Origin of the sequence: Streptomyces sp. NPDC048639 (assembly GCF_043199075.1) — a bacterium.
Lineage (GTDB): Bacteria > Actinomycetota > Actinomycetes > Streptomycetales > Streptomycetaceae > Streptomyces.
The window spans coordinates 358,751-382,056 of the sequence record NZ_JBICVP010000002.1 but is presented as its reverse complement, the minus strand read 5'-3'; the positions used below and the strand labels follow the sequence as shown (position 1 = coordinate 382,056).

Annotated in this window: 16 protein-coding genes; 4 read left to right on the top strand and 12 right to left on the bottom strand. The window is 72.7% G+C overall.

Translation table 11 applies throughout. From position 1 onward, the window contains the following. Window positions 1-65: 65 nt before the first annotated feature. On the bottom strand, window positions 66-863 hold the full coding sequence (locus ACGFNH_RS06060; protein WP_393651822.1) for a VOC family protein: 798 nt from the start codon (window positions 861-863) through the stop codon (window positions 66-68). A 397-nt stretch (window positions 864-1,260) separates the two neighbouring features. On the opposite strand from ACGFNH_RS06060, the gene ACGFNH_RS06055 reads away from it, so the two are divergent. Beyond that, entirely contained in the window at window positions 1,261-3,834 is a 2,574-nt protein-coding gene (locus ACGFNH_RS06055; protein ID WP_393651821.1) for a PQQ-binding-like beta-propeller repeat protein, read from the top strand. Window positions 3,835-3,935: 101 nt separating this feature from the next. Here the strand turns inward: ACGFNH_RS06055 and ACGFNH_RS06050 are convergent, their stop codons facing one another. Then, window positions 3,936-5,150 carry a DUF4032 domain-containing protein gene (locus tag ACGFNH_RS06050; RefSeq protein ID WP_393651820.1) on the bottom strand — a complete coding sequence of 405 codons (1,215 nt, stop codon included), beginning with the start codon at window positions 5,148-5,150 and terminating at the stop codon, window positions 3,936-3,938. A gap of 376 nt (window positions 5,151-5,526) precedes the next feature. Here ACGFNH_RS06050 and ACGFNH_RS06045 point away from each other — a divergent pair, with 376 nt between their 5' ends. Next, window positions 5,527-6,042 (top strand): lytic polysaccharide monooxygenase auxiliary activity family 9 protein, encoded by a 516-nt coding sequence (locus ACGFNH_RS06045; RefSeq protein ID WP_393651819.1) that lies wholly within the window; start codon window positions 5,527-5,529, stop codon window positions 6,040-6,042. Between the two features lie 267 nt (window positions 6,043-6,309). On the opposite strand, the gene ACGFNH_RS06040 is transcribed toward ACGFNH_RS06045, so the two are convergent. The 4 genes from ACGFNH_RS06040 to ACGFNH_RS06025 are packed head-to-tail and all read right to left on the bottom strand — an operon-like array spanning window position 6,310 to window position 9,678. Next, window positions 6,310-6,675: a VOC family protein gene (locus tag ACGFNH_RS06040; protein ID WP_393652224.1), complete on the bottom strand. Its 366-nt coding sequence runs from the start codon at window positions 6,673-6,675 to the stop codon at window positions 6,310-6,312. A gap of 44 nt (window positions 6,676-6,719) precedes the next feature. Further along, window positions 6,720-7,364: a lactate utilization protein C gene (locus ACGFNH_RS06035; protein WP_393651818.1), complete on the bottom strand. Its 645-nt coding sequence runs from the start codon at window positions 7,362-7,364 to the stop codon at window positions 6,720-6,722. Beyond that, window positions 7,361-8,929 (bottom strand): lactate utilization protein B, encoded by a 1,569-nt coding sequence (locus ACGFNH_RS06030; RefSeq protein ID WP_393651817.1) that lies wholly within the window; start codon window positions 8,927-8,929, stop codon window positions 7,361-7,363. The genes ACGFNH_RS06035 and ACGFNH_RS06030 overlap by 4 nt, the downstream gene beginning before the upstream one ends. Continuing rightward, window positions 8,926-9,678 (bottom strand): (Fe-S)-binding protein, encoded by a 753-nt coding sequence (locus ACGFNH_RS06025; protein WP_393651816.1) that lies wholly within the window; start codon window positions 9,676-9,678, stop codon window positions 8,926-8,928. The genes ACGFNH_RS06030 and ACGFNH_RS06025 overlap by 4 nt, the downstream gene beginning before the upstream one ends. 268 nt (window positions 9,679-9,946) lie before the next feature. Between ACGFNH_RS06025 and ACGFNH_RS06020 the strand changes: the two genes are divergently transcribed. Continuing rightward, on the top strand, window positions 9,947-11,044 hold the full coding sequence (locus ACGFNH_RS06020) for a zinc-dependent alcohol dehydrogenase family protein (protein ID WP_393651815.1): 1,098 nt from the start codon (window positions 9,947-9,949) through the stop codon (window positions 11,042-11,044). Between the two features lie 100 nt (window positions 11,045-11,144). Here the strand turns inward: ACGFNH_RS06020 and ACGFNH_RS06015 are convergent, their stop codons facing one another. The 5 genes from ACGFNH_RS06015 to ACGFNH_RS05995 form a co-directional block, all read right to left on the bottom strand. After that, a complete protein-coding gene (locus ACGFNH_RS06015; protein WP_393651814.1) occupies window positions 11,145-13,673 on the bottom strand; it encodes a SpoIIE family protein phosphatase in 2,529 nt (842 codons plus the stop codon). 396 nt (window positions 13,674-14,069) lie between these two features. Next, the gene (locus tag ACGFNH_RS06010; protein ID WP_393651813.1) at window positions 14,070-14,408 is read right to left on the bottom strand and encodes a PT domain-containing protein; all 339 of its coding nucleotides are present in this window, start codon (window positions 14,406-14,408) and stop codon (window positions 14,070-14,072) included. 689 nt (window positions 14,409-15,097) lie between these two features. After that, on the bottom strand, window positions 15,098-16,942 hold the full coding sequence (locus ACGFNH_RS06005) for a GMC family oxidoreductase N-terminal domain-containing protein (protein WP_393651812.1): 1,845 nt from the start codon (window positions 16,940-16,942) through the stop codon (window positions 15,098-15,100). After that, on the bottom strand, window positions 16,939-18,330 hold the full coding sequence (locus tag ACGFNH_RS06000) for a hypothetical protein (RefSeq protein WP_393651811.1): 1,392 nt from the start codon (window positions 18,328-18,330) through the stop codon (window positions 16,939-16,941). Before ACGFNH_RS06000 ends, ACGFNH_RS06005 begins: the two co-directional genes overlap by 4 nt. Beyond that, window positions 18,327-19,022 (bottom strand): FadR/GntR family transcriptional regulator, encoded by a 696-nt coding sequence (locus ACGFNH_RS05995; RefSeq protein WP_393651810.1) that lies wholly within the window; start codon window positions 19,020-19,022, stop codon window positions 18,327-18,329. The genes ACGFNH_RS06000 and ACGFNH_RS05995 overlap by 4 nt, the downstream gene beginning before the upstream one ends. A gap of 581 nt (window positions 19,023-19,603) precedes the next feature. On the opposite strand from ACGFNH_RS05995, the gene ACGFNH_RS05990 reads away from it, so the two are divergent. Next, complete coding sequence (locus ACGFNH_RS05990; RefSeq protein ID WP_393651809.1) at window positions 19,604-22,000, top strand: glycoside hydrolase family 65 protein; 2,397 nt, start codon at window positions 19,604-19,606, stop codon at window positions 21,998-22,000. On the opposite strand, the gene ACGFNH_RS05985 is transcribed toward ACGFNH_RS05990, so the two are convergent. Further along, entirely contained in the window at window positions 22,001-23,245 is a 1,245-nt protein-coding gene (locus tag ACGFNH_RS05985) for an aromatic acid exporter family protein (protein ID WP_393651808.1), read from the bottom strand. It abuts the gene before it with no gap. Window positions 23,246-23,306 lie beyond the last annotated feature (61 nt).

Below are 23,306 nucleotides of genomic sequence, written 5' to 3'. Positions count from 1 at the left end.
CGCGGCCGAACTCATCGCCCGCCGCGGGGAATTCAACGAATTCGGCCCTCTGCCCGCTCCCAGGTCTACAGGGGGCGCGGGGTGATCACGGCGAAGACGGCGCCCTGCGGGTCCTGGACCACCGACATCCGTCCCGCCGGCATGTCGAACGGCGGCCGTACCACCTGGCCGCCGGCCTTGATCAGGGCGTCCACGGTGGAGTCGGTGTCGTCCACGGCGAAGTACGTGAGCCAGTGCGAGGGTTCCTCCTTGGGCGTGTCCTCACCCTGGACCGACATGCCGCCCACCGTCCGGCCGCCCGCGTTGATCCCGAAGTAGTCGTCCATCCCCTCGACGCCCTCGATCTCCATGGGAGCGATGCCGATGCCCAGCGCGGCGGGGTAGAAGGCGCGGGCGCGGTCGGGGTCCCGCGTGGCAAGCTCGCTCCAGATCAGGGCGCCGTGCTCGTTGGCGATTCCGGCGCCGGGGAACTCCTTGGCCTGCCAGATGCCGAATACGGCGCCGTCGGGGTCGGCGGCGATCGCCATACGGCCGAGGGCGGCGACGTCGTCCGGCGGGAACAGGACGGTGCCGCCGTTCTCCGTGATCGCCCGCGCCGTGGCGTCGGCGTCCGCGGTGGCGAAGTAGGTCGTCCACGCCGTGGGGGGCGGCGGCTGGTCGCCCATCGGCTGCGCGGACATGATGCCGGCGACCGACTTGCCGTGCAGTTCGCAGTTCGCGTAGCCGCCGTACTCGGGCGGTCCGATCTCGCCCTGCCAGCCGAACAGATCGCGGTAGAAGTCCAGAGCGGCTTGCTGTTCGGGGGCGCTGAGATCGATCCAGCACGGAGTCCCGGGCGCGTACGGAGTGGAGATCTCGGGCATCGTCTGCCTCCCGCTGCAGAATTCCGCCCCCGGCCGCGGTCCGGCCGCGGGGCCGGTGAACACCCCCGCCTACGGCCCACACTCCCGGAGTCCGACCGCCCCCGCCACTCGGCGCACGGCGGCCGCCCGGGCTCGGGGGCGGGCGGTGGTGCGGCGTACGGCGGGGCTCGGGGCGGGTGGTGGTCCGGCGTACGGCGGGGCGCGGCCGGGCGTGGGACAGACGGTGGTGCGGCGTACGGCGGGGACGGCGCGGGGACCACCCGCCGCGGCGGTGCCGGCCACGGCTTCGCCACGGTTGCGGGCGGTCCCTGTGCCGGGGTCGGGATTGCCGCCATGATGAGGCTCGGAACGCGTCCGCGGCAGGTGCGCCGGCGGACCGGGGGCGGGGGGAGCTCCGATGACAGGGGTGTTGGAGAGCGGCGATCCGCGGCGGGTGGGGCCGTACCGCATCGTGGCGCGGCTCGGCTCCGGCGGAATGGGCCGCGTCTACCTGGGGCGCTCCCCGGGCGGCCGTGCCGTCGCGGTGAAGGTCATCAGGCCGGACCTGGCGGCGGATCCGCAGTTCCGGATCCGCTTCGCGCGGGAGGCGGAGGCGGCGGGGGCGGTGAGCGGGGCGTTCACGGCCGCGGTCGTGGATGCGGATCCGCACGGCGAGCCCCCGTGGCTCGCGACGGTGCACGTGCCGGGCGTCTCCCTCACGGACGCGGTCGCGCGCTACGGAGTCCTCCCGGAGCCCTCGTTGCTCGCGCTCGGCGCGGGGCTGGCCGAGGCGGTGCAGGCGATCCACGCGGCCGGACTGGTGCACCGTGATCTCAAGCCGTCGAATGTGCTGCTGGCGTCCGACGGCCCGAAGGTGATCGACTTCGGCATCGCGGTCGCCGCGGAATCCAGTGCGCTCACGCGCAGCGGCGTCGTCCTGGGAACTCCCGGATACATGGCGCCCGAGCAAGTGACGGGCCGTCGGGCGGGCCCTCTCTCGGACGTCTTCGCGCTCGGCGCGGTGCTCGCCTTCGCCGCCACCGGCCAAGGGCCTTTCGGCAGGGGGTCGTTGCACGCGCTCGGCTACCGGGTCGTGCACGAGGAGCCCGGGCTCGACGCCGTACCGCCGGGACTGCGGCCGCTCGTGGCGCGCTGTCTGGCCAAGGATCCGGCGGGGCGGCCCGCGGTCTCCGCACTGCTCGACGACCTGGCCGGGCGGCTCCTCGCGCAGCCGACGGGCGGCTCGGCGGGCGGGGGCGGCGACACGGTGACGCTTGCCCTGAAGGGCAGCCGGTGGCTGCCCGCGCCGATCGCCCGGGCCGTCGACCGGGCGGGGACGACGGGCGAGGGCATGGATCGTATGAGCGAGGGGGCGCATCGTACGGGCGAGGGGGCGCATCGTACGGGCGCGAGCCCGGATCGTACGGGCGAGGGAGCGGTGGGTGGGGGAGACGCAGTCGTGGGCGAGGGCGACCCGGCCGCCAAAGGCCCCGACCGTGCGCTCGGGTTCGGCATGCGTGCGGCGTCCGTCGGCGGGAGCGAGCGGACCGAGGTCCTGTCGCGGAGGTCCGGGCCGGTTCCGGTCGATCACCCGTCTCCCACGGACGGGGTGCCCGGGTGGCCCGACCGCATCACGCCCGAGCGCGCGGCACCGGAGCATGAAGGGCCCGAGCGTGAACTGCCTGAGCGTGAAGTGCCCGAGCGTGAAGTGCCCGAGCCTGAGGCGCCGGAGCGTGAAGCGCCCGAGCACGATGGGCCCGAGGACGGGCCGCGGCCCGGCAGCGGGCCCGGTCGCGCGGTCCCCGTTCCCGCGGACTCCGCTCGCGCTGCGGACGGTGAGGCGGGCGCCGGCGCCCTGCCCGTGCCGGACGCCGCACCGCGCACGCCCGGTCGGAACGAGGGCGGACCGGCCAGGCGCCGCGTCCTCATCGCGCTCGCCGGTGCCGGCGCCGCCACGGCTCTCGGCGCCGGCGGCCTGCTCATGTTCCGCGACGACGACCCGGCAGACTCCCCCGCATCTCGCGGGAGGCGGAAGTCCCGCCGCCGCTGGGAGTTCGCGACCGGCGGTCCGGTGACCGGTGCCCTGACCGCGACGGACGGGACGGTCTACGCGGGCAGCAAGGACCGGAGCCTGTACGCCCTGGACGCCGAAACCGGCGAGCAGCGCTGGCAGTTCACCGCGGGCAACGGCGTCTACTCGGGACCTGTGGTGGCCGGGGGAGTGGTCTACGTCGGCAGCGCCGACTACAACCTCTACGCCCTGGACACCGCGACCGGTGCAAAGCGCTGGGAGTTCCCCACCGGCGACGAGGTCAACTCCTCTCCCACGGTCGCGGGCGGTGTGGTCTACGTCGGAAGCGACGACCGTCATCTGTACGCCGTCGACGCCCGGACCCACGAGCGAAGATGGGCGTTCCGCGCCGACGGATGGTTCCGGTCCTCCCCGGTCGTCGCGTGGGGCGCCGTCTACGCGGGCAGCAGGGACGGCAGCCTCTATGCCGTGGAGGCCCGAACGGGCGCGCAGCGCTGGAGATTTCCGACCGGCGGCGAGGTGAAGTCGTCCCCCGCGATCGCGGACCGCATCGTGTACGCGGGCAGTTACGACGGCACGCTGTACGCCGTGGACTGCGACACCGGCGAACGGCGCTGGGCATTCGCCACCGGCGGCGGGGTCGGTTCGTCCCCGGCAGTCTCGGGCGGCGTGGTCTACGTGGGCAGTGACGACGGCAAGGTGTACGCGCTGGACGCCCGGTCCGGCTCGCCGCGGTGGAAGTCCACCGTCGGCAACGTCGTCTACTCCTCTCCCGTGGTGGCCGGCGGGACGGTCTATGTGGGGGCGAAGGACGGCAGCCTGCACGCGCTCGACGCCGAGACCGGTGCCCGCAGATGGAGGTACGCGACGGGCGCCGACGTCAAGTCCTCTCCGGCCGTTGCGGGTTCGGCCGTCTACGTGGGCAATGACGCGGGCACGGTGTTCGCCGTACGCCGCTGAGCCGAGGCCCGTGGTCCGCGTTCCCGAGATGCACGGGGCGTATCTCGTAGGCACTCCTGCGGTGCTTCGGAGCGGTCAACGTCCCCCGTACCGAAGCGCGTTCACGTGTGCGGGCGGCGCGGGAGAACCGTCCGTGCGTAGTCCTCCACGGCCGCCTCCATGCCGACGTCGCGCTGCGCCTGCTCGGACAACAGCCAGCGGTGTTCCAGCAGTTCGTGGTAGATCTGCGCGACATCGGCCGAGCCGCGCAGCTCGCGGGGCACGGCGCGTACGGCCGGGCGGAAGACGTCCCGGACCCAGCGGTGGGCGAGGACTTCCGGGCGGGCGCCGAGGGGATCGCCGGGTGCGTAGTCCTCCTGCGAGACCATCCAGGTCTCCAGGTCGTTGAGGAGGCTCCGCGCCTGGTTCTCCTCGGCGTCCATGCCGGTGAGCCGCAGTAGTTGCCGCTGGTGGTGTCCGGCGTCGACGACCTTGGGCAGGAAGGTGACGGCATCGCCGTCCGGCGAGCGCTGGATCTGCATCTCGGCCACGTCGAAGCCGAGGTCGTTGAGGCGCCGGATGCGACGGTCGATGTAGTGGCGCTTGGCGAGCGGGTAGACCGACTGGCGGGTCAGCTCGTGCCACAGTTCGGCGTACCGCTCGGCGATGGCCCGGCCGAAGAGCACCGGGTCGACGGAGGGGTGCAGGGATCCGCCCGCTTCGAGGTCCATCAGCTCGCCTGCGATGTTCACCCGCGCCAGCTCGACGTCGTACTCCCGCTGCCCGTCGGTCAGCCGGGGCTGGATCTGCCCGGTCTCCGCATCCACCAGGTAGGCGGCGTACGCTCCGGCGTCGCGCCGGAAGAGGGTGTTGGACAACGAGCAGTCGCCCCAGGCGAAGCCGAGGAGGTGCAGCCGTACGAGCAGCACGGCGAGGGCGTCGAGCAGCCGCTTGATCGTGCTGGGGCGCATCGTCGTCTCGAACATCGAGCGGTACGGCAGCGAGCCCTTGAGGTGGCGGGTCACCAGGGCGGGTTCGAGGGGTTCGCCGTGCTCGTCCGTTCGCCCGGTCACCACGGCGACGGCGTCGACGGCGGGTACGGCGAGCCGGTCGAGGTCGCGCAGCAGCCCGTACTCCCGGGTGGCGGCCCACTCGCCGACCTCCTTCACCGCGACGATCTCGTCCCCGGCGCGGGCGAACCGGACGATGTGCCGGGAGATGCCGCGGGGGAGGGCGACGAGGCACTCGTCCGGCCACTCCTCCAGCGGGATGCTCCAGGGCAGGTCGAGCAGGGCCGCCGGATGCTCGGGCGATGTGGCGGTGATCTGGAGCTCCATGGAGACCAGTCTGCGGCAGGAAGGTTTCTGCGCGCCGGGAGGGTTCTCCCGCCGCCGTGCGGTCCGAGGTTCACCGCGGAGGGTTGGGGGCAGGGGGCGGTGTCGGCCGGGTGGGCCGAGAGGCCGGGAGGGGGCCGGGAGTGCCGCGCCGGTCCCTGTGATGTGCGACAGCACCCTTGACCGCCGGCGGGCCAGCAGTAAAGTCTAGACCAATGCCTCTGGCGTGAACTCGGGCCGCTCCATCGGCAGTTGCCGCACCCTGCGCGGACCGTGCTCGCCGGCCCGTCGGCGGGCGCTCCGTGGTCACGTCCCCCCGCTATCGGTCGGGACTCTCCCGCTCTCCCTGGCTGCGGGCGTCGACCGAGAAGGAGTTGACATGCACAAGAAAAGAAAGCTGGCCGTCGTCATAGGCGCCGGAGTCGCCCCGCTCATCGCGCTGAGCCTTCCGGCCGGCACCGCCCAGGCCCACGGCTATGTCTCCTCTCCGCCCAGCCGTCAGGCCCAGTGCGCCGCCGGGACCCTCCCGTGCGGCCCCATCAAGTACGAGCCGCAGAGCGTGGAGGGGCCGAAGGGCCTGACCAGTTGCAGCGGCGGCAACGAGCAGTTCGGCGAGCTCGACGACGACAGCAAGGGCTGGACGGTCACACCCGTCGGCACCTCGACCGGCTTCAGCTGGAAGCTGACCGCGCGTCATTCCACCAGCACCTGGCAGTACTTCGTCGGCGGCTCGAAGATCGCCGAGTTCGACGACGGGGGTGCCCAGCCCGGCGAGACGGTCACCCACCAGGTCGACTTCGGTGGGCTGAGCGGGAAGCAGAAGGTCCTCGCGGTCTGGAACATCGCGGACACGGCCAACGCCTTCTATGCGTGCATCGACGTGAACATCGGCTAGCGCACGGGGGAGAGCCGAACGCGATGCACGGCCCGCGGTGGACGGGAGAGGGACGTCCACCGCGGGCCTCACCCACGCGCAGCCCCTGCCGCGCCTTGCGTGTACCGCCATCACCCACGCCCGCAGCCCCTGCCGCGCCTTGCGTGCCTCCGCCTGCCCCGCGCCGTGCACGCCCCGCCGCCCTCGACCGCATCAGCGGCCGAAGGTGCCCGCCCCGACCCGCGCCGAGCGTGCCCGCCCCAACTCCCGCCCTGTCCCGCCGCTCGCTCACTCCGGCCGGTGGCAGACCGCCTCCACGTTGTTCCCGTCGGGGTCGCGGACGAAGGCCCCGAAGTAGTGCTCGTGGTACTCCGGCCACACCCGCGGCTCGTGCAGGCTTTCGGCCCCGGCCGCCGTCGCCGCCTCGTGGAAGGCGTGCACGGTCGCCCGGTCGGCGGCCTCGAACGCGAGGTGTGCCTCACGCGCCTCGCCGCCCGACGTGACGGGACCGAGCCAGAAATCGGGGCGGTCCGTGCCGTACCCGATCACGGAGCCGAAGTCCATCAACCGTCTGCCACCGAGCGGGGCCAGCACGGTGTCGTAGAAAGCAGCGGCCGCCTGCACGTCCCGGACCTGAATCGCCACGTGATCCATCATGCGGGCAGTCTGGCAGCAGGGTCCGACAATCCGGCCCGGCTTCAGCCCTCCAGCAGGACCACCTCGAGCGTGCGCGGGCCGTGCACCCCTTCCACCCGGTCGAGTTCGATGTCGCTCGTCGCCGAGGGGCCGCTGATCCAGGTCAGCGGACGCAGCGGATCGAGCCGTTCCAGCGCCTGCGGCACGGAGTCCACCACCTGCTCCGGGACCCGTACGACGCAGATGTGGTGGTCGGGCACCAGGGTGATGCGGCGGCGTCCCTGATCCGGGCTCCCGTCGAGGACGATCGTGCCCGTCTCGGCGATGGCGACCGTGCAGCCCGTGACGACGCTGTCGACCGCGTCGAGTCGATGCGGGGTGCTCGCACGCCGGTCCGCGATCCGGGCCGCGTCCCCGGGCGCCATCCACTCCGGCGGAAGCCCCGGCGGTACGAGGACGGAGGCCGCGCCGCGCTCCGACAGCAGCCGGGCGATGAGCACGGGCAGCCCGTCGGCGCGCGTACGGTGCACGACGGCGCGGTAGTCGGCGAGGTTCTCGGCGAGGAGGTCCACCATCTGTGCGGGAGTCCGCTCGCCGTGCACGCGCAGATAGTCGCGCACGACGGGAACGTCCTCCGGCCGCTCCTCGCTCGGCACGTCCGCCAGAGCGCGGCGTACCCGTCCCAGGATGCGCTCCCTGCTGCTCACCGGCCGCTCCCGTCCTCGCCGTGCGTCCGGTCTCCACCCGCACCGCGCGGCACTTCCCCGTCCTCTCCCCGCGCCCGCTTCGCCTCCTCGCCCCGGTGCCGCTCCCCGCCCTGGGTCCGTTCCCACCAGTCGCGGAAGGACTCGGCGGGCACCTCGGGCAGGTCGCGCGTCTGCGTCCAGGCACGGCCCGGGCCCGGCAACCGCTTCGGATGCAGCCGCCGCGTCCGGGCGGCGAGGCGCTGTCCCGCACGCAGTGCCCGCGGATGGTCCAGCGTCCAGCGCGCCGCGCGCATCGCGGCCCGCTCGGCCGCATGACCCTTCGCGGGCCTGATCGTCGCCTTGGCCCCCTGCCGGGTCACCTCGCCACCCTCGACGACCCGTTCCCGCAGGTGCACCAGCACCTCGGGGATGTCGATGGCGACCGGGCACACCTCGTAGCAGGCGCCGCAGAGCGATGAGGCATACGGCAGCGACTGCTCCAACGGCCCTGCCATGCCGCGCAGTTGAGGCGTGAGGATCGCGCCGATCGGACCGGGGTACGGGGAGCCGTACGCATGCCCGCCCGCCCGCTCGTAGACCGGGCACACATTCAGGCACGCCGAGCAGCGGATGCAGCGCAGGGCCTGCCGTCCCACAGTGTCGGCCAGGGTGTCGGTGCGGCCGTTGTCGAGCAGCACGAGGTGGAAGGCGCGCGGCCCGTCGTCCTCCTCCGTGCCGGTCCACATCGAGGTGTACGGGTTCATCCGCTCCGCCGTCGAGGACCGCGGCAGCAGCTGGAGGAAGATCTCGAGGTCGCGCCAGGTGGGCACGATCTTCTCGATGCCGACCACCGAGATGAGCGTCTCGGGGAGGGTCAGGCACATCCGGCCGTTGCCCTCGGACTCCACCACGACCAGCGTGCCCGTCTCGGCCACGATGAAGTTCGCCCCCGAGATACCGACGCGGGCGCGGAGGAACTTCTCCCGCAGATGCAGCCGGGCGGCCTCGGCCAGCTCGGCGGGCGCATCGGTGAGGCCGTCGGGCGCGGGGCGGCCCCACTCGGCCATCCGCTCCCGGAAGAGGTTGCGGATCTCCGAGCGGTTGCGGTGGATCGCCGGGACGAGGATGTGGGAGGGCAGATCGTCGCCCAACTGCACGATGAGCTCGGCCAGATCGGTCTCGCAGGCCGTGATGCCGGCCCCCGCCAGAGCTTCGTTGAGCCCGATCTCCTGGGTGGCCATCGACTTGACCTTCACCACCTCGGTCTCGCCGGTGGCGCGTACGAGACCCGTGACGATCCGGTTGGCCTCGTCGGCGTCCGCCGCCCAGTGCACCTGGCCCCCGGCGGCCGTCACCGCCGCCTCGACCTGCTCCAGGTAGTGGTCGAGATGGCGCAGCGTACGGTTCTTGACGGCGGCTCCGGCGGCACGCAGACGTGCCCAGTCCTCCAGTTCGCCGACCGCCTGGGCGCGCTTGTCGCGGATGGTGTGCGTGGCGTGGCGGAGATTGCCGCGCAGGGTCTCGTCCCGCGTGGAGAGGGCCGCGGCCTGCGGGAACGCGAGCATGCCCAGATCTGTGCCACTCATCGCGCATCGCCCTCCGTGCTCGCCAGGATCTCGGCGATGTGGACCGGGCGGACCGATGAGCCGAGCCGGGTCAGCGTGCCGCCGATGTGCATCAGACAGGAGTTGTCGACCGTGCATACGGCCTCGGCGCCGGTGCCCATGACGTTCCGCGCCTTGTCGGCGCCCATCGCGGCGGACACGGCGGCGTTCTTGACGGCGAAGGTGCCGCCGAAACCGCAGCACTCCTCCGCTCCCGGCAGCTCGCGCAGGTCGATGCCCTTCACCCGCTCCAGCAGCCGGCGCGGCCGGTCACCGAGACCCAGTACGCGCAGCCCGTGGCAGGTGGGGTGGTACGTCACGGGGTGCGGGTAGTACGCCCCGACGTCCGTCACGTCCAACACGTCCACCAGGAACTCCGTCAGCTCGTACGTCCTGGGCACCGCGACGGCGGCGGCCTCGGAGAGCGTGTCGCCCCGCCCCTCGGCGGCGGCGCTCGCGCCGATCCGCGGGTAGTTGTCGCGCACCATCGCCGCGCATGAACCGGACGGGGTGACGACGTAGTCGTAGTCGCGGAAAGCGGTGGCGAAGCGGCGTAGCAGGGGCTCGGTCTCATGGCGGTAGCCGGTGTTGAACTGCGGCTGCCCGCAGCAGGTCTGGGCGGCGGGAAAGTCCACGTCGACGCCCAGCCGTCTCAGCAGGGCGACGACCGCCCGGCCCGTCCCCGGATAGAGCGTGTCGTTGACGCAGGTGACGAAGAGCGCTACGCGCATGGCGGTTCCTCCGGGCGGTCGGTCGCGGCCGGCACCGTTCCGGGCCCGGTCCGCTTCGGCGCCCGCTGCCACGACACGTGATCACCCATGGGCTCATGGTGCCGCAGGGAGCGGGGATCCCGCACGGGGTGGGGCGCGGACGGTTCGGCGGGTCGCGCACTTGATCGCCGGGCCGGGTACGCCCAGCAGGAGGACGGGGAGCCCGGGGAGCACGGGGAGCACGGGGAGCACGGGGAGCACGGGGAGCACGGGAGAGAGGACACGACCGATGCGCGCTGTGGTGTTCGAGGAGTTCGGCCGGGTGCCCGAGATGCGGGAGGTGCCGGAGCCTTCGGCCTCCCCGCACGGTGCGGTGATCCGGGTCGAGGCGACCGGGCTGTGCCGGAGCGACTGGCACGGCTGGATGGGCCACGACCCGGACGTACGGTTGCCGCATGTGCCCGGCCATGAACTGGCCGGGGTCGTCGAGTCGGTGGGGCCCCAGGTGGTCAACTGGCGGGCGGGCGACCGCATCACGGTTCCCTTCGTCTGCGCCTGCGGCCGCTGTCCGGCGTGCGCCGCGGGCGACCAGCAGGTGTGCGAGCACCAGACCCAGCCGGGCTTCACCCACTGGGGTTCCTTCGCGGAGTACGTCCGGATCGAGAACGCGGACGTCAATCTGGTCGGGTTGCCGGACGACCTGGCGTACGGCACGGCGGCCGGCCTCGGCTGCCGTTTTACCACGGCGTTCCGTGCCGTCGTCGCCCAGGGGCGGGTGGCGCCGGGGGAGTGGGTCGCGGTGCACGGGTGCGGAGGGGTGGGCCTGTCCGCCGTCATGATCGCGGCCGCGAGCGGGGCGCGCGTCGTGGCAGTCGACGTCTCGGCGGAGGCTCTGGAACTGGCCGCGCGGTTCGGTGCCTCCGTGTGCATCGACGCCTCCGCTTCGACCGCCTCCGCGCCGACCGCCTCCGCGTCGACCGGCTCCGCGCCGGGCGTCTCCGCGGCGGACGCCGTGCGGGAGGCCACCGGCGGCGGGGCCCACCTCTCGCTCGACGCTCTCGGCAGCCCGCAGACCTGCGCCGCCTCCATCAACGGCCTGCGCCGCCGCGGCCGCCATGTGCAGGTGGGGCTGCTGCCCGCGGCCACGGGCGATCCCGCGCTGCCCATGTCCCGCGTGGTGGGCCTCGAACTCGAGGTGCTGGGCAGCCATGGCATGGCCGCGCACACCTACCCGGCGATGATGGACATGGTGCGGTCCGGGCTCCTCCGCCCGGACCTGCTCGTCACCGCCACCATCGGACTCGACGAGGCGCCCGCGGCGCTGGCCGCGATGGGTACGGCCACGGGCAGAGGCGTCACGGTCATCGAGCCGCACCGGAAGGCCTGAGTCCGTCAACAGGGGTTTCGTACAAGCGAGTCGGCGGTCACGGAAGCCGGAGAGCGGTCGGCCGCGGTCGGCGAGCCTTCGGGCGGACGGCCTACGGGAGTCAGGGGACGTTGTACGGGAGCGGCGCGTCCGCGTCCGGGAACGCCTGCTCCGTCCAGATGGTCTTGCCGGACGGTGTGTAGCGGGTACCCCACCTCCGTACCATCTGCGCCACGATGAACAGCCCCCGCCCGCCCTCGTCGTCGCTGGCACTGTGCCGCAGGTGGGGCGAGGTGTACCCGCCGTCCGACACCTCGCACAGCAGGGTCCGGTCGCGGATGAGCCGGAGCTGTACGGGCGGTGCGGCGTGCCGGATCGCGTTCGTCACCAGCTCGCTGACGACGAGTTCGGTCGTGAACGCCAGCTCCTCCAGGCCCCATTCGCGCAACCTCGCGGTCGCCAGTTCGCGGGCCTTGGCCACCCCCGCCGGCTCCGGGGGCAGCTCCCAGACCGCGACCTGATCCGCCCCCATCCGGCGGGTGCGGACGAGCAGCAGGGCGGCGTCGTCGGCCGCAGGACCGCCGGGGAGCAGCTCACCGAGCACTCGGTCGCAGGTCTCCTCCAGGGACCGCCCGGGCTCGGCGAGCACCAGGCTCAGCTTCTCCAGACCGGCGTCCAGGTCCCGGGTCCGGGAGCCGACGAGGCCGTCCGTGAGGAGGGCGAGGAGGCTCCCTTCGGCGAGTTCGATCTCCATGGACTCGAAGGGCAGGCCTCCGAGCCCCAGCGGCGGGCCCGGAGGGAGATCGGGGAACGACAGGGCGCCGTCGGGCGCGACGATCACCGGGGGCAGATGGCCCGCCCGTGCCATGGTGCACAGCCGCGACACCGGGTCGTACACGGCGTACAGGCAGGTCACCCCGGTCGCCACGTCGTCCTCGGGCCCCCCTTCCTCCGCGGACTGCCCCACCAGGTCGTCCAGGCGGAAGAGCAGCTCGTCCGGTGCGAGGTCGAGGCGGGCGAGAGCGCGTACGGTCGTGCGCAAACGCCCCATGGTGGCCGCGGCGTTGAGGCCGTGCCCGACGACATCGCCGACGACGAGCCCGACGCGCGTACCGGAGAGGGCGATGACGTCGAACCAGTCGCCGCCCACCCCCGCCCGGCTGTCCGTCGGCAGATAGCGGTAGGCCATGTCGAGGGCGGACTGCGGCGGCAGATGCTGGGGGAGCAGGCTGCGCTGGAGGGTGAGGGCGGCGGTGCGCTCGCGGGTGTAGCGGCGGGCGTTGTCCAGGCTCACGGCCGTACGCGCCACCAGCTCGTCGGCGAGGGCGAGTTCGCCGCTGTCGAAGGGTGTGGGATTCCGGGTCCGCAGAAAGGTCACCAGCCCCATCGTCGTTCCGCGCGCCCGCAACGGGACCACCAGCGTGCCCTCTTCGAGGATCGTCCGGCCCGAGGACAGGCCGCGGCCCTGCGGCGAGGCCGGCGGGTAGCCGATGGGGTGGGGCATCCGCTCCTCGGCGCCGTTGCCCGCCACGGACGTCCCGGCGTCCTTCGTTTCCTCGGTGGCCGTCGGGTCCCCGGTACGTGTCGGGTTCGCCGTTCCGGCCGAACTCTCCGTGCCCTTCGGGTCGTTCGGTACCTCCGGGTCTCCGGTGTCCTTGGGGCCGGAGCGGCGCGCCATCCGCAGCAGGGAAGCCGGGGGCTCCCGGGCCGGGTCCGGCTCCTCTCCTTCCAGGACGACCCCCACGACGTCGACGGTGACCGTGTCGGCGAACTGCGGGACGACCACATCCGTGATCTCCCGCGCGATCAGCTCCATGTCCAGCGTCGTACCGATGCTGCCGCCCGCCCGGACCAGGAGTTCCAGCCGCTGCTGGGTCCGGTAGCGGTCGGTGATGTCGAAGGCGTCCTCGCAGACGCCCAGCACATGGCCGCGGGCGTCCTGCAGTCGGTAGTACGAGCAGGACCAGAAGTGGTCGTTGTCCGGGTCGGCCGGGGGACGGCCGTGGAAGTGCAGGTCGACGACGGGTTCGCCGGTCGCGAGCACGTAGCGCATGACTTCGGGGAGTGTGACCGGATACGTCTCGGTGAGGAACTCGCCGCGCGGGTACAGCTCTTCGACGTGGCGGCCGCCGAAGTCCTCGAGCGGGACGCCGATCTCCTCCTCGTACTTGGCGTTCGCCCACGCCACATGGAGATCACGGTCGTAGATGCACAGGGCGATCGGGGACTGGGTGGCCAGGCCCTGGCGCATCGCCTGATGCGACTCCCAGCGCCGCAGCACCTCCAGGTCGGCGGCGACAAGGACGCGGGCCGGGCCGGAGCCGCCGTTCTCCAGCTCGCACAGGGTCGTGGCCACCTGGAGGACGTGTCCGTCCCGGTGGCGTGCGATACGGGGCTCGCTGGGCGGCAGGGGGCCTGCGGGGGGCTCGACGACCCCGGGAAAGGCGGGCTCGGGGGTCGGGCGGCCCACGAGCAGGGTGTCCACGCGATGCCCGATGATCTCCTCGGCGGGGTATCCGAGCAGCTCCTCGGCCGCGGGGGACCAGCCGATGATCACGTTCTCGGCGTCCAGCACCGCGGTGGCCGCCCTCGTGACGTCCAGGGGACCACGGAAGTCATCGGCATTGTTGGACGCGTTCCACATGCTCATGGCATCAGACCCAGCCCGGATTCATTACCTCCAGCTTCGATCCTGATCAAGGCCTCCACAACCGCAGTGACACGGACTGATGCGCAGCATCCCTGTTCACACGGCGCCGCATCCGTCACATCCGCCTCACCGTCGCCCGGACGGCCCGGGCCTGGCGCGTCGTACGGGCGGGGGTGAGGGGTGTGACGGGCGGGGGTGCCGGCCAGGGGCGTACGGCGCCGGCATGGGCCAGGGAGCGTACGGGCGCGGGTCAGGGGCGTACGGGCGCGTGCCAGGTGGCCAGGTCAGAGGGATCGGGTGCGATCAGCACCGGCGCGGGAACCGCGAAAAAGGGCGCTGACGAGTGCGCCGGAAGCACACTCGTCAGCAGCTCTGGGATTTCTTGGGGAGACCGGACTACCGGTTCGCTCGGCGGCGCAGCGTGACCACGGTCCCCGCGCCCGCGACGGCCAGCAGCGCGGTGCCGCCGGCGATCTGCAGGGAGGTCGTCCCGTCGATGCTGCCGCCCAGGCCGCCCTCAGTGCCCTTGCTGGGCGTGCTGGGGCGAGACGTGGGGCGCTCGGTGGGCCGGTGCGTCGGGCGCTCGGTCGGCCTCGACGTCGGGTGGTGCGTCGGACGGTGGGTCGGCCGCGACGACTCGTGTCCGGGGGAGGGCTCGGCGAGGGCGGCGGGGGCCCCGAGGCCGAGGGTGGCACCTGTCACGAGGGCAACGGCGAATATTCGTCCAGCTCGCATGTCGGATCTCCTGCGCCGGCGCGACCTTTGGCCCAGCCGCTTCGAGGGAATTCCGGCGTACTTGGATTAAGCACGCAACCCGCTCATGTCGCGATGGGGGGAGCGGGGTTGGGGTCACTCCGATGGAGGACCCGGCTCCACCGCGGAGGACGCCTCTGTGCAGGTTGGCCGTCGTCTCCGGCGCCTGCGGCGGGATTTCGGGGCTGCCCGCCGCATGGGTGACCCCGAGGGCCCGGGCCGCGCCGGGCCGGGCCGGTGCCGCGCCGGAGCGATCGACGGCCCGGGTACGCGAACCATGGCCCCGAACCGCGAACCGCGAACCGCGGGCCCGAACCCGTCCGCCGCGCTCGGTCCGCCGATAGTGCGCCCCGCGGGTGTTCCGTCCGTTCCGCTGCCGCGGTCCCGGCACACGACCCCGAGGTCCGTACGGGCGCATCGGACCCGCAGCCCGTGTTGCCCTCCAACTCGCCCTCGTACGCGCCCAGATGCCGGATGGATCCCTCACTCGCCCTGCACCGCACCAGCGTTGACCCCGTGAGGAACGCAACAGACATACGGAGAACCGGAGATGGGGCGGTCCCGTAGGACGAACGAAGCCCCGGAGGGCGGGCACTCACCCCACCCCTCTCGCGGAATGGTGCCCGCCCCCACGGGGCGCCGCCGGCAGTCGCCCGGGGGCGACGCCGACGTCAGGTGGCGGCTTCGGCCACCGCCAGTACCGCGGCCATGATCGTGATCTGCGGGTTCACCTCCGGACAGCTCGGCAGCAGCGAGCCGTCCGCGATCACGACGCCGTCGACACCGCGGAGCCGCCCCTGCGTGTCGACGGGGCTGACCTCCGGATCGGTGCCCATCGCGACCGTCCCGGTCGGGTGGAAGGCGGACAGGTGGAGCGCGTTCGCCGACACCCCGCGCAGCAGCTCGACGAGTTCGTCCATGGAACGCGCCCGCGGGGCGGTCGGGATGCCGGTCAGAACCTCCTCCGCACCCGCCGCGAACAGGATCCGGCCGGCCGCTTCCACCGCGCGCAGCAGCTTGCGCGCGTCGTCCTGGTGCAGGTCGTAGCGGAGCAGGCTGCGCCGCCCGCCGAGCACCCGGCCCGAGGGCCGGTCGGCGATCATCGCGCCCACGGTGGCGAGCGATGCCGCGTCCTCCAGCTCGGCGCGCAGCGCGCGGCCGACGCCGGGCAGGACGAACGAGCCCATGCCGGGCGGCCCGGCCGTCGCCTCGAGAAGGATCCCGTCGTCGTGCAGCTCCTCCACGCCCACGCTCTGCAGGACGCCCCGCCAGGCCGTGACCGGCTCGGAGAAGCGGCCGGCGGTGCTGACCGCCGGGTGCACGGCGAGGTTGCGCCCGACCCGGGGGTGACTGCCGAGTCCGGAACGGCGCAGCAGCGTCGGCGAGTACAGCGCTCCAGCCGCGACGACGACCAGCGGGCTGAGGATCTCGAACGTCGTGCCGTCGGGCCGACGTACGGCGACTCCGCCCGCCCGCGGCCCGCCCGGCCGGTCCCGTTCGACCAGGATGCGCTGCACATACGCGCCGGTGACGATACGGGCGCCCGCGGTGCAGGCGTCGGGGAGGACGGAGAGCTGGACGCTCTGCTTGGCGCCCGTGGGGCACCCGACGACGCACTGGCACGAGCCCTTGCAGCCGGGGGCGTTGCGGCGCAGCGGGCCCGCCTCCCAGCCCAGCTTCTCCGCGCCGAGCAGGGCGGTACGGCCGTTTCCGCCGAGGACGTCCAGCGGCTGGGTGCCGACCTGAAGGGTGCGTTCGACCTCGTCGAGGTGGGTCCCGAAGGTGGCGCCGTCGGCCATGTCGAGGCCGAACTCGCCGCGCCAGCGGGCCAGGACGTGATCAGGAGTGCGGTAGCACGTACCGGAGTTGACGATCGTGGTGCCGCCGACGGCCCGGCCGACCGGGATGACCACGGGCGGATTGCCCAGCGCCACGGTCGCCCCGCCGTCCCGGTACATGTCCGTGAAGCGGTCCAGCGGTGCCCGCCGCCCGAACTCCTCGGTGGTGTGGTGCTGTCCCTCCTCCAGCACGACCACGCTCATCCCTGCGCGCGCCAGGGTACGGGCCGCCATTGCCCCGCCCGCGCCCGAGCCGACCACGACGGCGTCGACGGTCGCGCGGTCCGGCCACTCGGTCGACGGCACGCAGTCGAGCGGGGGATCGGCGGCCGCGTTCCGGGTCAGCGGCATCGGCTCCTGGTGGAGCATCCGCTCGGTGCCCGCCGCGAGCATCACGGGCACCTTGACCACGTCGAGCAGTTGCAGCAGCGCCTTGCGGCTCGCGAGCGAGGTCAGCAGGGCCTCGCGCTGCTCCGGGCTCAGGGCGTGCAGTCCGCGTCCGGTGCGCACCCGGGCGTATGTGTCCACGGCCGCCGCCGCGCTGTGGACACCGGCCCGGGCCGGAGCCGGCATCGCGGCGAGCACGCCCTCCAGTCGCTGCGGGACCGCACCCACCCAGGGCGCGCCGCCGTCGTCCGCGAGCAGTGCGGCGACCAGGCCGCCGAGCCGGCGGCTCACCGGGTGCCAACTTCCGCGTGCGCGGTGCCCACCAGGGACCACTCCGCTTCCGTCTGCCAGCCGCCTTGCTTTCGGCGTTCCAGGACGATGTGCGCGTCGGCCGATTCGCTGTTGCGGCACACGGCGGGGCTCCCGTCGGGGTCGGTGTAGTCCAGGGCGAGGGTGCGGTCTTCGGGCTGGGTGACCGAGACGCGGATGCGGCGCCCTCCGGCGGTGCCGATCACGGTCCACTCGGGCAGGCCGATGTCGGCGCGGAACCGGCCGAAGCCGGCCCAGCCGATCGCGCCGCGCTCCGCACGGCGCGGCCAGGTCCGGCCGTCCTTGCGCAGCCGCAGGAAGACCAGCGGGGGCAGCCGCCGCAGGCCGGGCCGCGTCGAGACGGCGGCGACGACTTCGAGGACGTCGCCGTCGCCGAGGTCGGCGTGGAGCCAGGCCCACCGGCGGGCGTTGCCGTGCCCGTAGATGCGCGCGGTCGCTCCCGGTGCCCCGGCAAGCCGCAGCTCCCCGCCGTCGTAGGCGACGGTGCCGGAGTACGACGAGCGGGGCGCGGGCAGAATCTGCGCGGCGGGCAGCAGTTCGCGCCGCCACGACCAGCGGGGAAAGGTGTAGAGCGGCGTCCGGTCCTCGTGGCGCTCGGTGAGCTTCCAGGCGAACTCGCCCGCTCTGCCCGTCAGTTCGCCCGGACCTGCCGAGATGGAGTCGGCGGCGAAGCCGCGGGGGTTCGGCTCCCACGGCTGGGGCCCGAAGCGGGCGTGCCGGACCGGTCCGTCCGGCGGGTAGAGCGCGACCCACCCGTGCGCGTAGGCCTCGGATCCGTCGCTGGGGGCGACCAGTTCGTGGTGCAGCCAGAGGCCGGTACGGGTCTCGGGGTCGGTGATCGTGGTGTACCAGACCTCGGTACGGCCCGGCTTGCCGTCCCAGCGCGGTACGAGATGCCGGTCGGCCTTGTCGGGCTTGGGGAAGCGGAAGCTTCCGAGAAAGGGCAGCAGCCCGGTGGTGAGGGGGAAGCGCAGGGTGCCGTGCCCGGCGGTCTCTCCCTCGGCGAACAGCGTGAAGGGCAGCACGGTCATGGACTTCAACGGCCGTGACGGGGCTATGGACTTCCAGCCGTCGAGCACGTAGCGGCGGCCCTCGACGGTGAAGTTGATGTGGTAGCGGATGCGCCGCCTGGCCAGGGGCGAGATCTCCAACTCGCCCGTCGCGTACGGGTCGTCGGCGAGGCCGGTGATGCGCACCCGCCCCGTCACTCGCGCGTCCGTCGTACGGTGAAGGAGCATCACCTCGTCCGAGCGCACATCGAGATCGATGCGCATCGGGCGCGATGCGTCCTCGCCCACCAGCCGTACGGTGCCGAGCATTGTCTCCGCGAAGGTCGTGCCGCGGCTCATACGCCAACTCCCAGGTCCTCGAGCATGATGTGTTCGGTCTCGCCGAGATATGCCTCTGCCGCGGCTCTCGCCGCCGGCGCGTCGCCCTTGAGGACCGCCTTCACGACCGGGGCGAGGCGGTCGTGGGCGAGCGCCGCGTCCAGGAACGGGCCGATGAGGTGGGAGCGGACCGGCAGGTACGCGTTGAAGAGCGTGTTGCTCAGCAGGCTGTAGACCCGGTTGCCGGTCGCGCGCGCAAGGGCGCGGTGCACCTCGACGTCCGCGAGCTGGACGCCGTCACCGTCATCGGCGGCCGCGATCTCCATCAGCAGGTCGGCGAGTTCGATGCGCTGGTCGGGGGTGGCCTTCTGCGCGGCGCGTTCCGCGATGAGGGCCCCAACGGCGCGGCGGACCTCGAAGACCTCGCCGAGCCAGTCCGGGCTGTGGCGGACGAGCATCGGCAGCAGGTCGGCGCCGCCGAGCCGGGCGAAGTCGCGGACGCGTGTGCCGACGCCGTGGCGGGTCTCCAGCAGCCCGGCCTGCACCAGGCGACCGAAGGCGTGCTTGAGGGTGGTGCGTGTGACGCCGTAGCCCTCGGCCAGTTGGCGCTCGGGTGGCAGATAGCTGCCCGTTGGGTGACGCCCGGAGAAGATGTCCTCGCGCAATCGATTCTCCAGGACATCGACGATCGTCTCGCGTGGCAGCGTCGTCACGGGCTCGCCCTCTCGCAGGTGACCTTCGTGGCTGAGTGGATGAGCCACTGAACCACACGTGGCGCAGCCACGACAAGAGGCAGGAAGATGAAGGGTGAACTACTCGGCGGGTGGTGCCGGCCCGCTTTTCGGGCCCAGGCTTCCGCGGAGGACATGCCGGCCGGCGTGCCCACCGCGGATTTCGGGAGAGGGTTCGTGGGTGGACGGATCTGGCGCAGCGAGAGCGGACTCAGGGACTTCTTCCGGACGTGCTCGGTCTTCTTCGAGGAGTCCACGAGGCTTGTGCAGATCCTCGTCGTGCGCGAGGCCGGGCCGGGAGCCGTCGAGGCGTTCCACACCGGGCGCCCGAGGCTGGAGCCGGGGGAGAGCCACTGGCGGTCGCGGCGCGGATCGTCGAGGGCTTCGCGGCGCTGGACACCAGACCCGCCGGCTGTTTCCGCCCCCGCCGAGGGCCTGGAGACCTGGAGGCGTCACGGCACGGCACGCCCCGCCGTGGTGGCACACCGGCCCCGGTGGCCCGAATCCGCTCACCCGTGGTGCAGTGGAGAAGGGCAGGGCCCCGCTCCGCGGAGGGAGGGACGATGCCGCAGTGGACCTGGGAGTACACCGGCTACGTTCCCACCGAGGAGCGGCTCCGGGAGTCCCTGCTGACCCTCGGGAACGGCTACTTCGCCACCCGCGGTGCCGCCCCCGAAACCGTCGCCGACGACGTGCACTACCCGGGTACGTACGCAGCGGGCTGCTACAACCGCCTCGTCTCGCAGGTGTCGGGCCGGCACATCGAGAACGAGGACATGGTCAACCTGCCCAACTGGCTTCCACTGAGGTTCCGTGTCCGCACCGAGGACGGCTCCGCCGCCTGGTTCTCGCCGGACACCGACGAACTGCTCGACCACCGCCTCGTCCTGGATCTGCGGGGTGGCAACCTCACCCGGCGCCTGCGCTACGAGGACGCGGAAGGCCGCCGGATGCGCGTCGACCAGTGCCGTCTCGTCCATATGGGAGATCCCCATCTGGCCGCCCTGCGGACCGAGTTCACCCCGGAGGGCTGGTCCGGCGAGGTCGAGGTCGAGTCGGCCCTGGACGGCGAGGTCACGAACGCCGGCGTGCACCGCTACCGCGATCTCGCCGGCAGCCACCTGGCCCGTATGCACACCGGCGCCGTGGAACCCGACACCGTATGGCTGCGCTGCCACACCTCCGGCTCCGGCATCGGGATCGGCATGGCGTCACGCACCACGGTCACCGGCGCCACCCCCGTCGCCTCCCGGCTGCACATCGCGCCACGGCGCGTCGCGCACACGCTGCACATCCCCGTCTCGCCCGGTGCCCCCGCCACCGTGGACAAGGTCGTCGCCCTGCACACCTCCCACGACCCGGCGATCGGCGACCCGCTCGACGCCGCGCTGGGCGATGTCGCCGCCGCCCCCGGCTTCGCCGGGCTTCTCGAATCCCAGCGCGCGGTGTGGGAACAGCTCTGGCGGCGCGCCGAGTTGGACGTGCCCGGCGAGGCCGGCGCCATCCTGCGGCTCCATCTCTTCCATGTGCTGCAGACGCTGTCGCCGCACACCGCCGACCTGGACGTGGGGGTGCCGGCCCGCGGGCTGCACGGCGAGTCGTACCGGGGCCATGTCTTCTGGGACGAGCTGTTCGTGCTGCCCTTCCTCAATCTGCACTTCCCCGGCGTCTCCCGCGCGCTGCTGGACTACCGGCACCGACGGCTGCCGCAGGCCTGCAAGATGGCGGCCGAGTCGGGCCGGGCCGGCGCGATGTACCCGTGGCAGAGCGGCAGCGACGGCCGCGAGGAGACGCAGATCCTGCACCTCAACCCCCGTTCGGGCCGCTGGCTGCCCGACCACTCCCGCCTCCAGCACCACGTCGGCTCGGCCGTCGCCTACAACGTGTGGCAGTACTGCGAGGCGACCGGCGACACCGGGTTCCTGCAGACCAAGGGCGCCGAGATGATGCTGCAGATCGCCCGCTTCTGGGCGGACAGCGCGGCCTTCGACCCCGGGCTCGGCCGCTACCGCATCCGCGGCGTGGTCGGCCCCGACGAGTACCACGACGCGTACCCGGACGCGGCCGGGCCCGGGCTGGACGACAACGCGTACACCAACGTCACGGCGGCCTGGGTGCTCGGCCGCGCCCTCGACCTCGTACGCGATCTGCCGGAGCCGCGGCGGCGCGAGCTGTTCGAGCACATCGGCGTCACCGACGGCGAGCCCGAGCGCTGGGAGGACGTCTCCCGGCGGCTGCACGTGCCCTTCCACCGCGACGTCATCAGCCAGTTCGAGGGCTTCGGCGACCTGGAGGAGCTCGACTGGGAGGGCTATCGCGAGCGCTACGGGGACATCCGGCGGCTCGACCGGATCCTGGAGGCCGAGAACGACACCGTCAACCGCTACCAGGCCTCCAAACAGGCCGACGTCCTCATGCTGGGCTATCTCTTCTCACCGGCCGAACTGGCCGGACTCTTCCGGCGGCTGGGCTACGAGTTCGGCAGCGAGCTGTGGCACCGCACCGTCGACTACTACGTCCACCGCACCAGCCACGGCTCGACCCTCAGCGGCCTCGTTCACGGCTGGGTCCTCGCCCGGGAGCGCCGCGCCGGTGCCTGGAGCTTCGTCCGCGAGGCGCTGGAGGGCGACGTGGCCGACCTGCAGGGCGGCACCACGGGGGAGGGCATCCACCTCGGCGCCATGGGCGGGACGCTCGACCTGGTGCAGCGCGGGCTGACGGGCCTCGAGACCCGCGACGACGCCCTGTGGCTCGACCCCGTACCCCTCCCCGAACTGTCCGAGTACGGCTTCTCGCTGCGCTACCGCGGGCACTGGGGCGTGGATCTGCGGCTGCGCCACGGCCGGCTGCGGATCGAGGTCCCGGCATCGCCCGAACCGCCCATCCGCGTGGTGCTCGCGGGCCGGTCCATCATGGTCGCGCCCGGCGAATCCGTCGCCCTGCGGCTGCCCTACGGGTGATCAGTCCCGGGAGAGCAGGCGCTGCAGCCTGCGGTGCCCCCGACGGACCGTACGGCGCATCCGGTAGCCCGTCGTGGGGTTGCTGGGCTCCTGGCGGTGGCGGTCGAGTTCCTCGGCCAGCCACTGGGAGCGCCGCTCGACGTCGAGCTCGTTCAGCAGCCGGTCCACATTGGCCAGCAGCGCCCCGTGGAGTTCCCATTTGTCGGGCTCCTTCTCCATCTCGGCCCGCAGCAGGTCGTCGATGCGCCGACGGGTGCGCCGCCCCTCGGCCAGTGCTTCGGCGAGCTGTTCCTCGGCCATCTCGGCGTTGGTGCTGACCTGGGCAGTGATGAGACGGCCGAAGCTGTCCACGGCGTCCGCGATGTGCGCGAACAACTCGCTCATGACGCCGGCCACCTCGCCCTCGTAGACGAGCTCGGAGCGGCGGTCGCGGGTGAGGTCCGTCAGGGACCTGGACAGGGTGCGCAGCACCACGGTGCAGATCTCCAGGGTGTCCAGTCCGCTGCGCAGGACGAGACGGGCGAGCAGCCCCTCGCGCACCCGCGGGTTGAACCGCATGCTCTCGTCGGCCTGTCTGAGCTGGGCGTCGACGTCGGAGATCTGGTTGTCGAGCTGGCGCGCCTCGTGGAGCCAGGCCACCGCGTCCTCGCCGGTCGCCCCGCGTTCCAGGGCCCGGCTCATCCGCAGCAGCAGCGACCGCATCCGGCGGGCGAGGTCGGCGATGGCCTGTCCCGCGGGCTCCACGTAGACAGGCGGGGCGATCAGCACGTTGAGCAGAATGCCGGTCGCGGCGCCGATCAGGGTCTCGGCCACCCTGCTCCACGCCATTTGCGCCGTGTGGCTGACCCCCAGGACGAGCATGGCGCTGATCGCCACCTCGGGCACGAACTCGTGGACCCGTACGAGGTGGCCGATGACGAGCGACGCGAAGATGAGCAGGCCGAGGCTCCACCAGCTCAGGCCCACCACGGCGCTGAATCCCGAGGCGACGAGCACGCCCGCGATGACGCTGTTGACCCGCCGGAAGCCCATGGTGAGGGTCGCGTACAAGCTGACCTGGACGACCAGCAGCGCGGTCAGCGGGGCCAGCAGCGGCGGCGGACCGCCCTGGATGATCCAGTCGGCGGCCGCGTAGGCGAGGGTCGCGCCCACGGTGCACCGGACGGTCTGCACCACGACCGGGTCATTCTGCCGGTCCCGGGCCTTCCGGCCGACGTCGGCGACTTGCTGCGCGAGTCCAGACACCTTCCCATCTATGCCACGGCGGGCCGGGACCAACAATCGCGGCGGCACCACCGGTCGGCCG

Excerpts from the sequence above, each read along its gene's own strand:
- ACGFNH_RS06060 (WP_393651822.1), bottom strand. The coding sequence starts at position 863 with ATGCCCGAGATCTCCACTCCGTACGCGCCCGGGACTCCGTGCTGGATC.
- ACGFNH_RS06055 (WP_393651821.1), top strand. The coding sequence starts at position 1,261 with ATGACAGGGGTGTTGGAGAGCGGCGATCCGCGGCGGGTGGGGCCGTAC.
- ACGFNH_RS06050 (WP_393651820.1), bottom strand. The coding sequence starts at position 5,150 with ATGGAGCTCCAGATCACCGCCACATCGCCCGAGCATCCGGCGGCCCTG.
- ACGFNH_RS06045 (WP_393651819.1), top strand. The coding sequence starts at position 5,527 with ATGCACAAGAAAAGAAAGCTGGCCGTCGTCATAGGCGCCGGAGTCGCC.
- ACGFNH_RS06040 (WP_393652224.1), bottom strand. The coding sequence starts at position 6,675 with ATGGATCACGTGGCGATTCAGGTCCGGGACGTGCAGGCGGCCGCTGCT.
- ACGFNH_RS06030 (WP_393651817.1), bottom strand. The coding sequence starts at position 8,929 with ATGAGTGGCACAGATCTGGGCATGCTCGCGTTCCCGCAGGCCGCGGCC.
- ACGFNH_RS06025 (WP_393651816.1), bottom strand. The coding sequence starts at position 9,678 with ATGCGCGTAGCGCTCTTCGTCACCTGCGTCAACGACACGCTCTATCCG.
- ACGFNH_RS06020 (WP_393651815.1), top strand. The coding sequence starts at position 9,947 with ATGCGCGCTGTGGTGTTCGAGGAGTTCGGCCGGGTGCCCGAGATGCGG.
- ACGFNH_RS06015 (WP_393651814.1), bottom strand. The coding sequence starts at position 13,673 with ATGAGCATGTGGAACGCGTCCAACAATGCCGATGACTTCCGTGGTCCC.
- ACGFNH_RS06010 (WP_393651813.1), bottom strand. The coding sequence starts at position 14,408 with ATGCGAGCTGGACGAATATTCGCCGTTGCCCTCGTGACAGGTGCCACC.
- ACGFNH_RS06000 (WP_393651811.1), bottom strand. The coding sequence starts at position 18,330 with ATGAGCCGCGGCACGACCTTCGCGGAGACAATGCTCGGCACCGTACGG.
- ACGFNH_RS05990 (WP_393651809.1), top strand. The coding sequence starts at position 19,604 with ATGCCGCAGTGGACCTGGGAGTACACCGGCTACGTTCCCACCGAGGAG.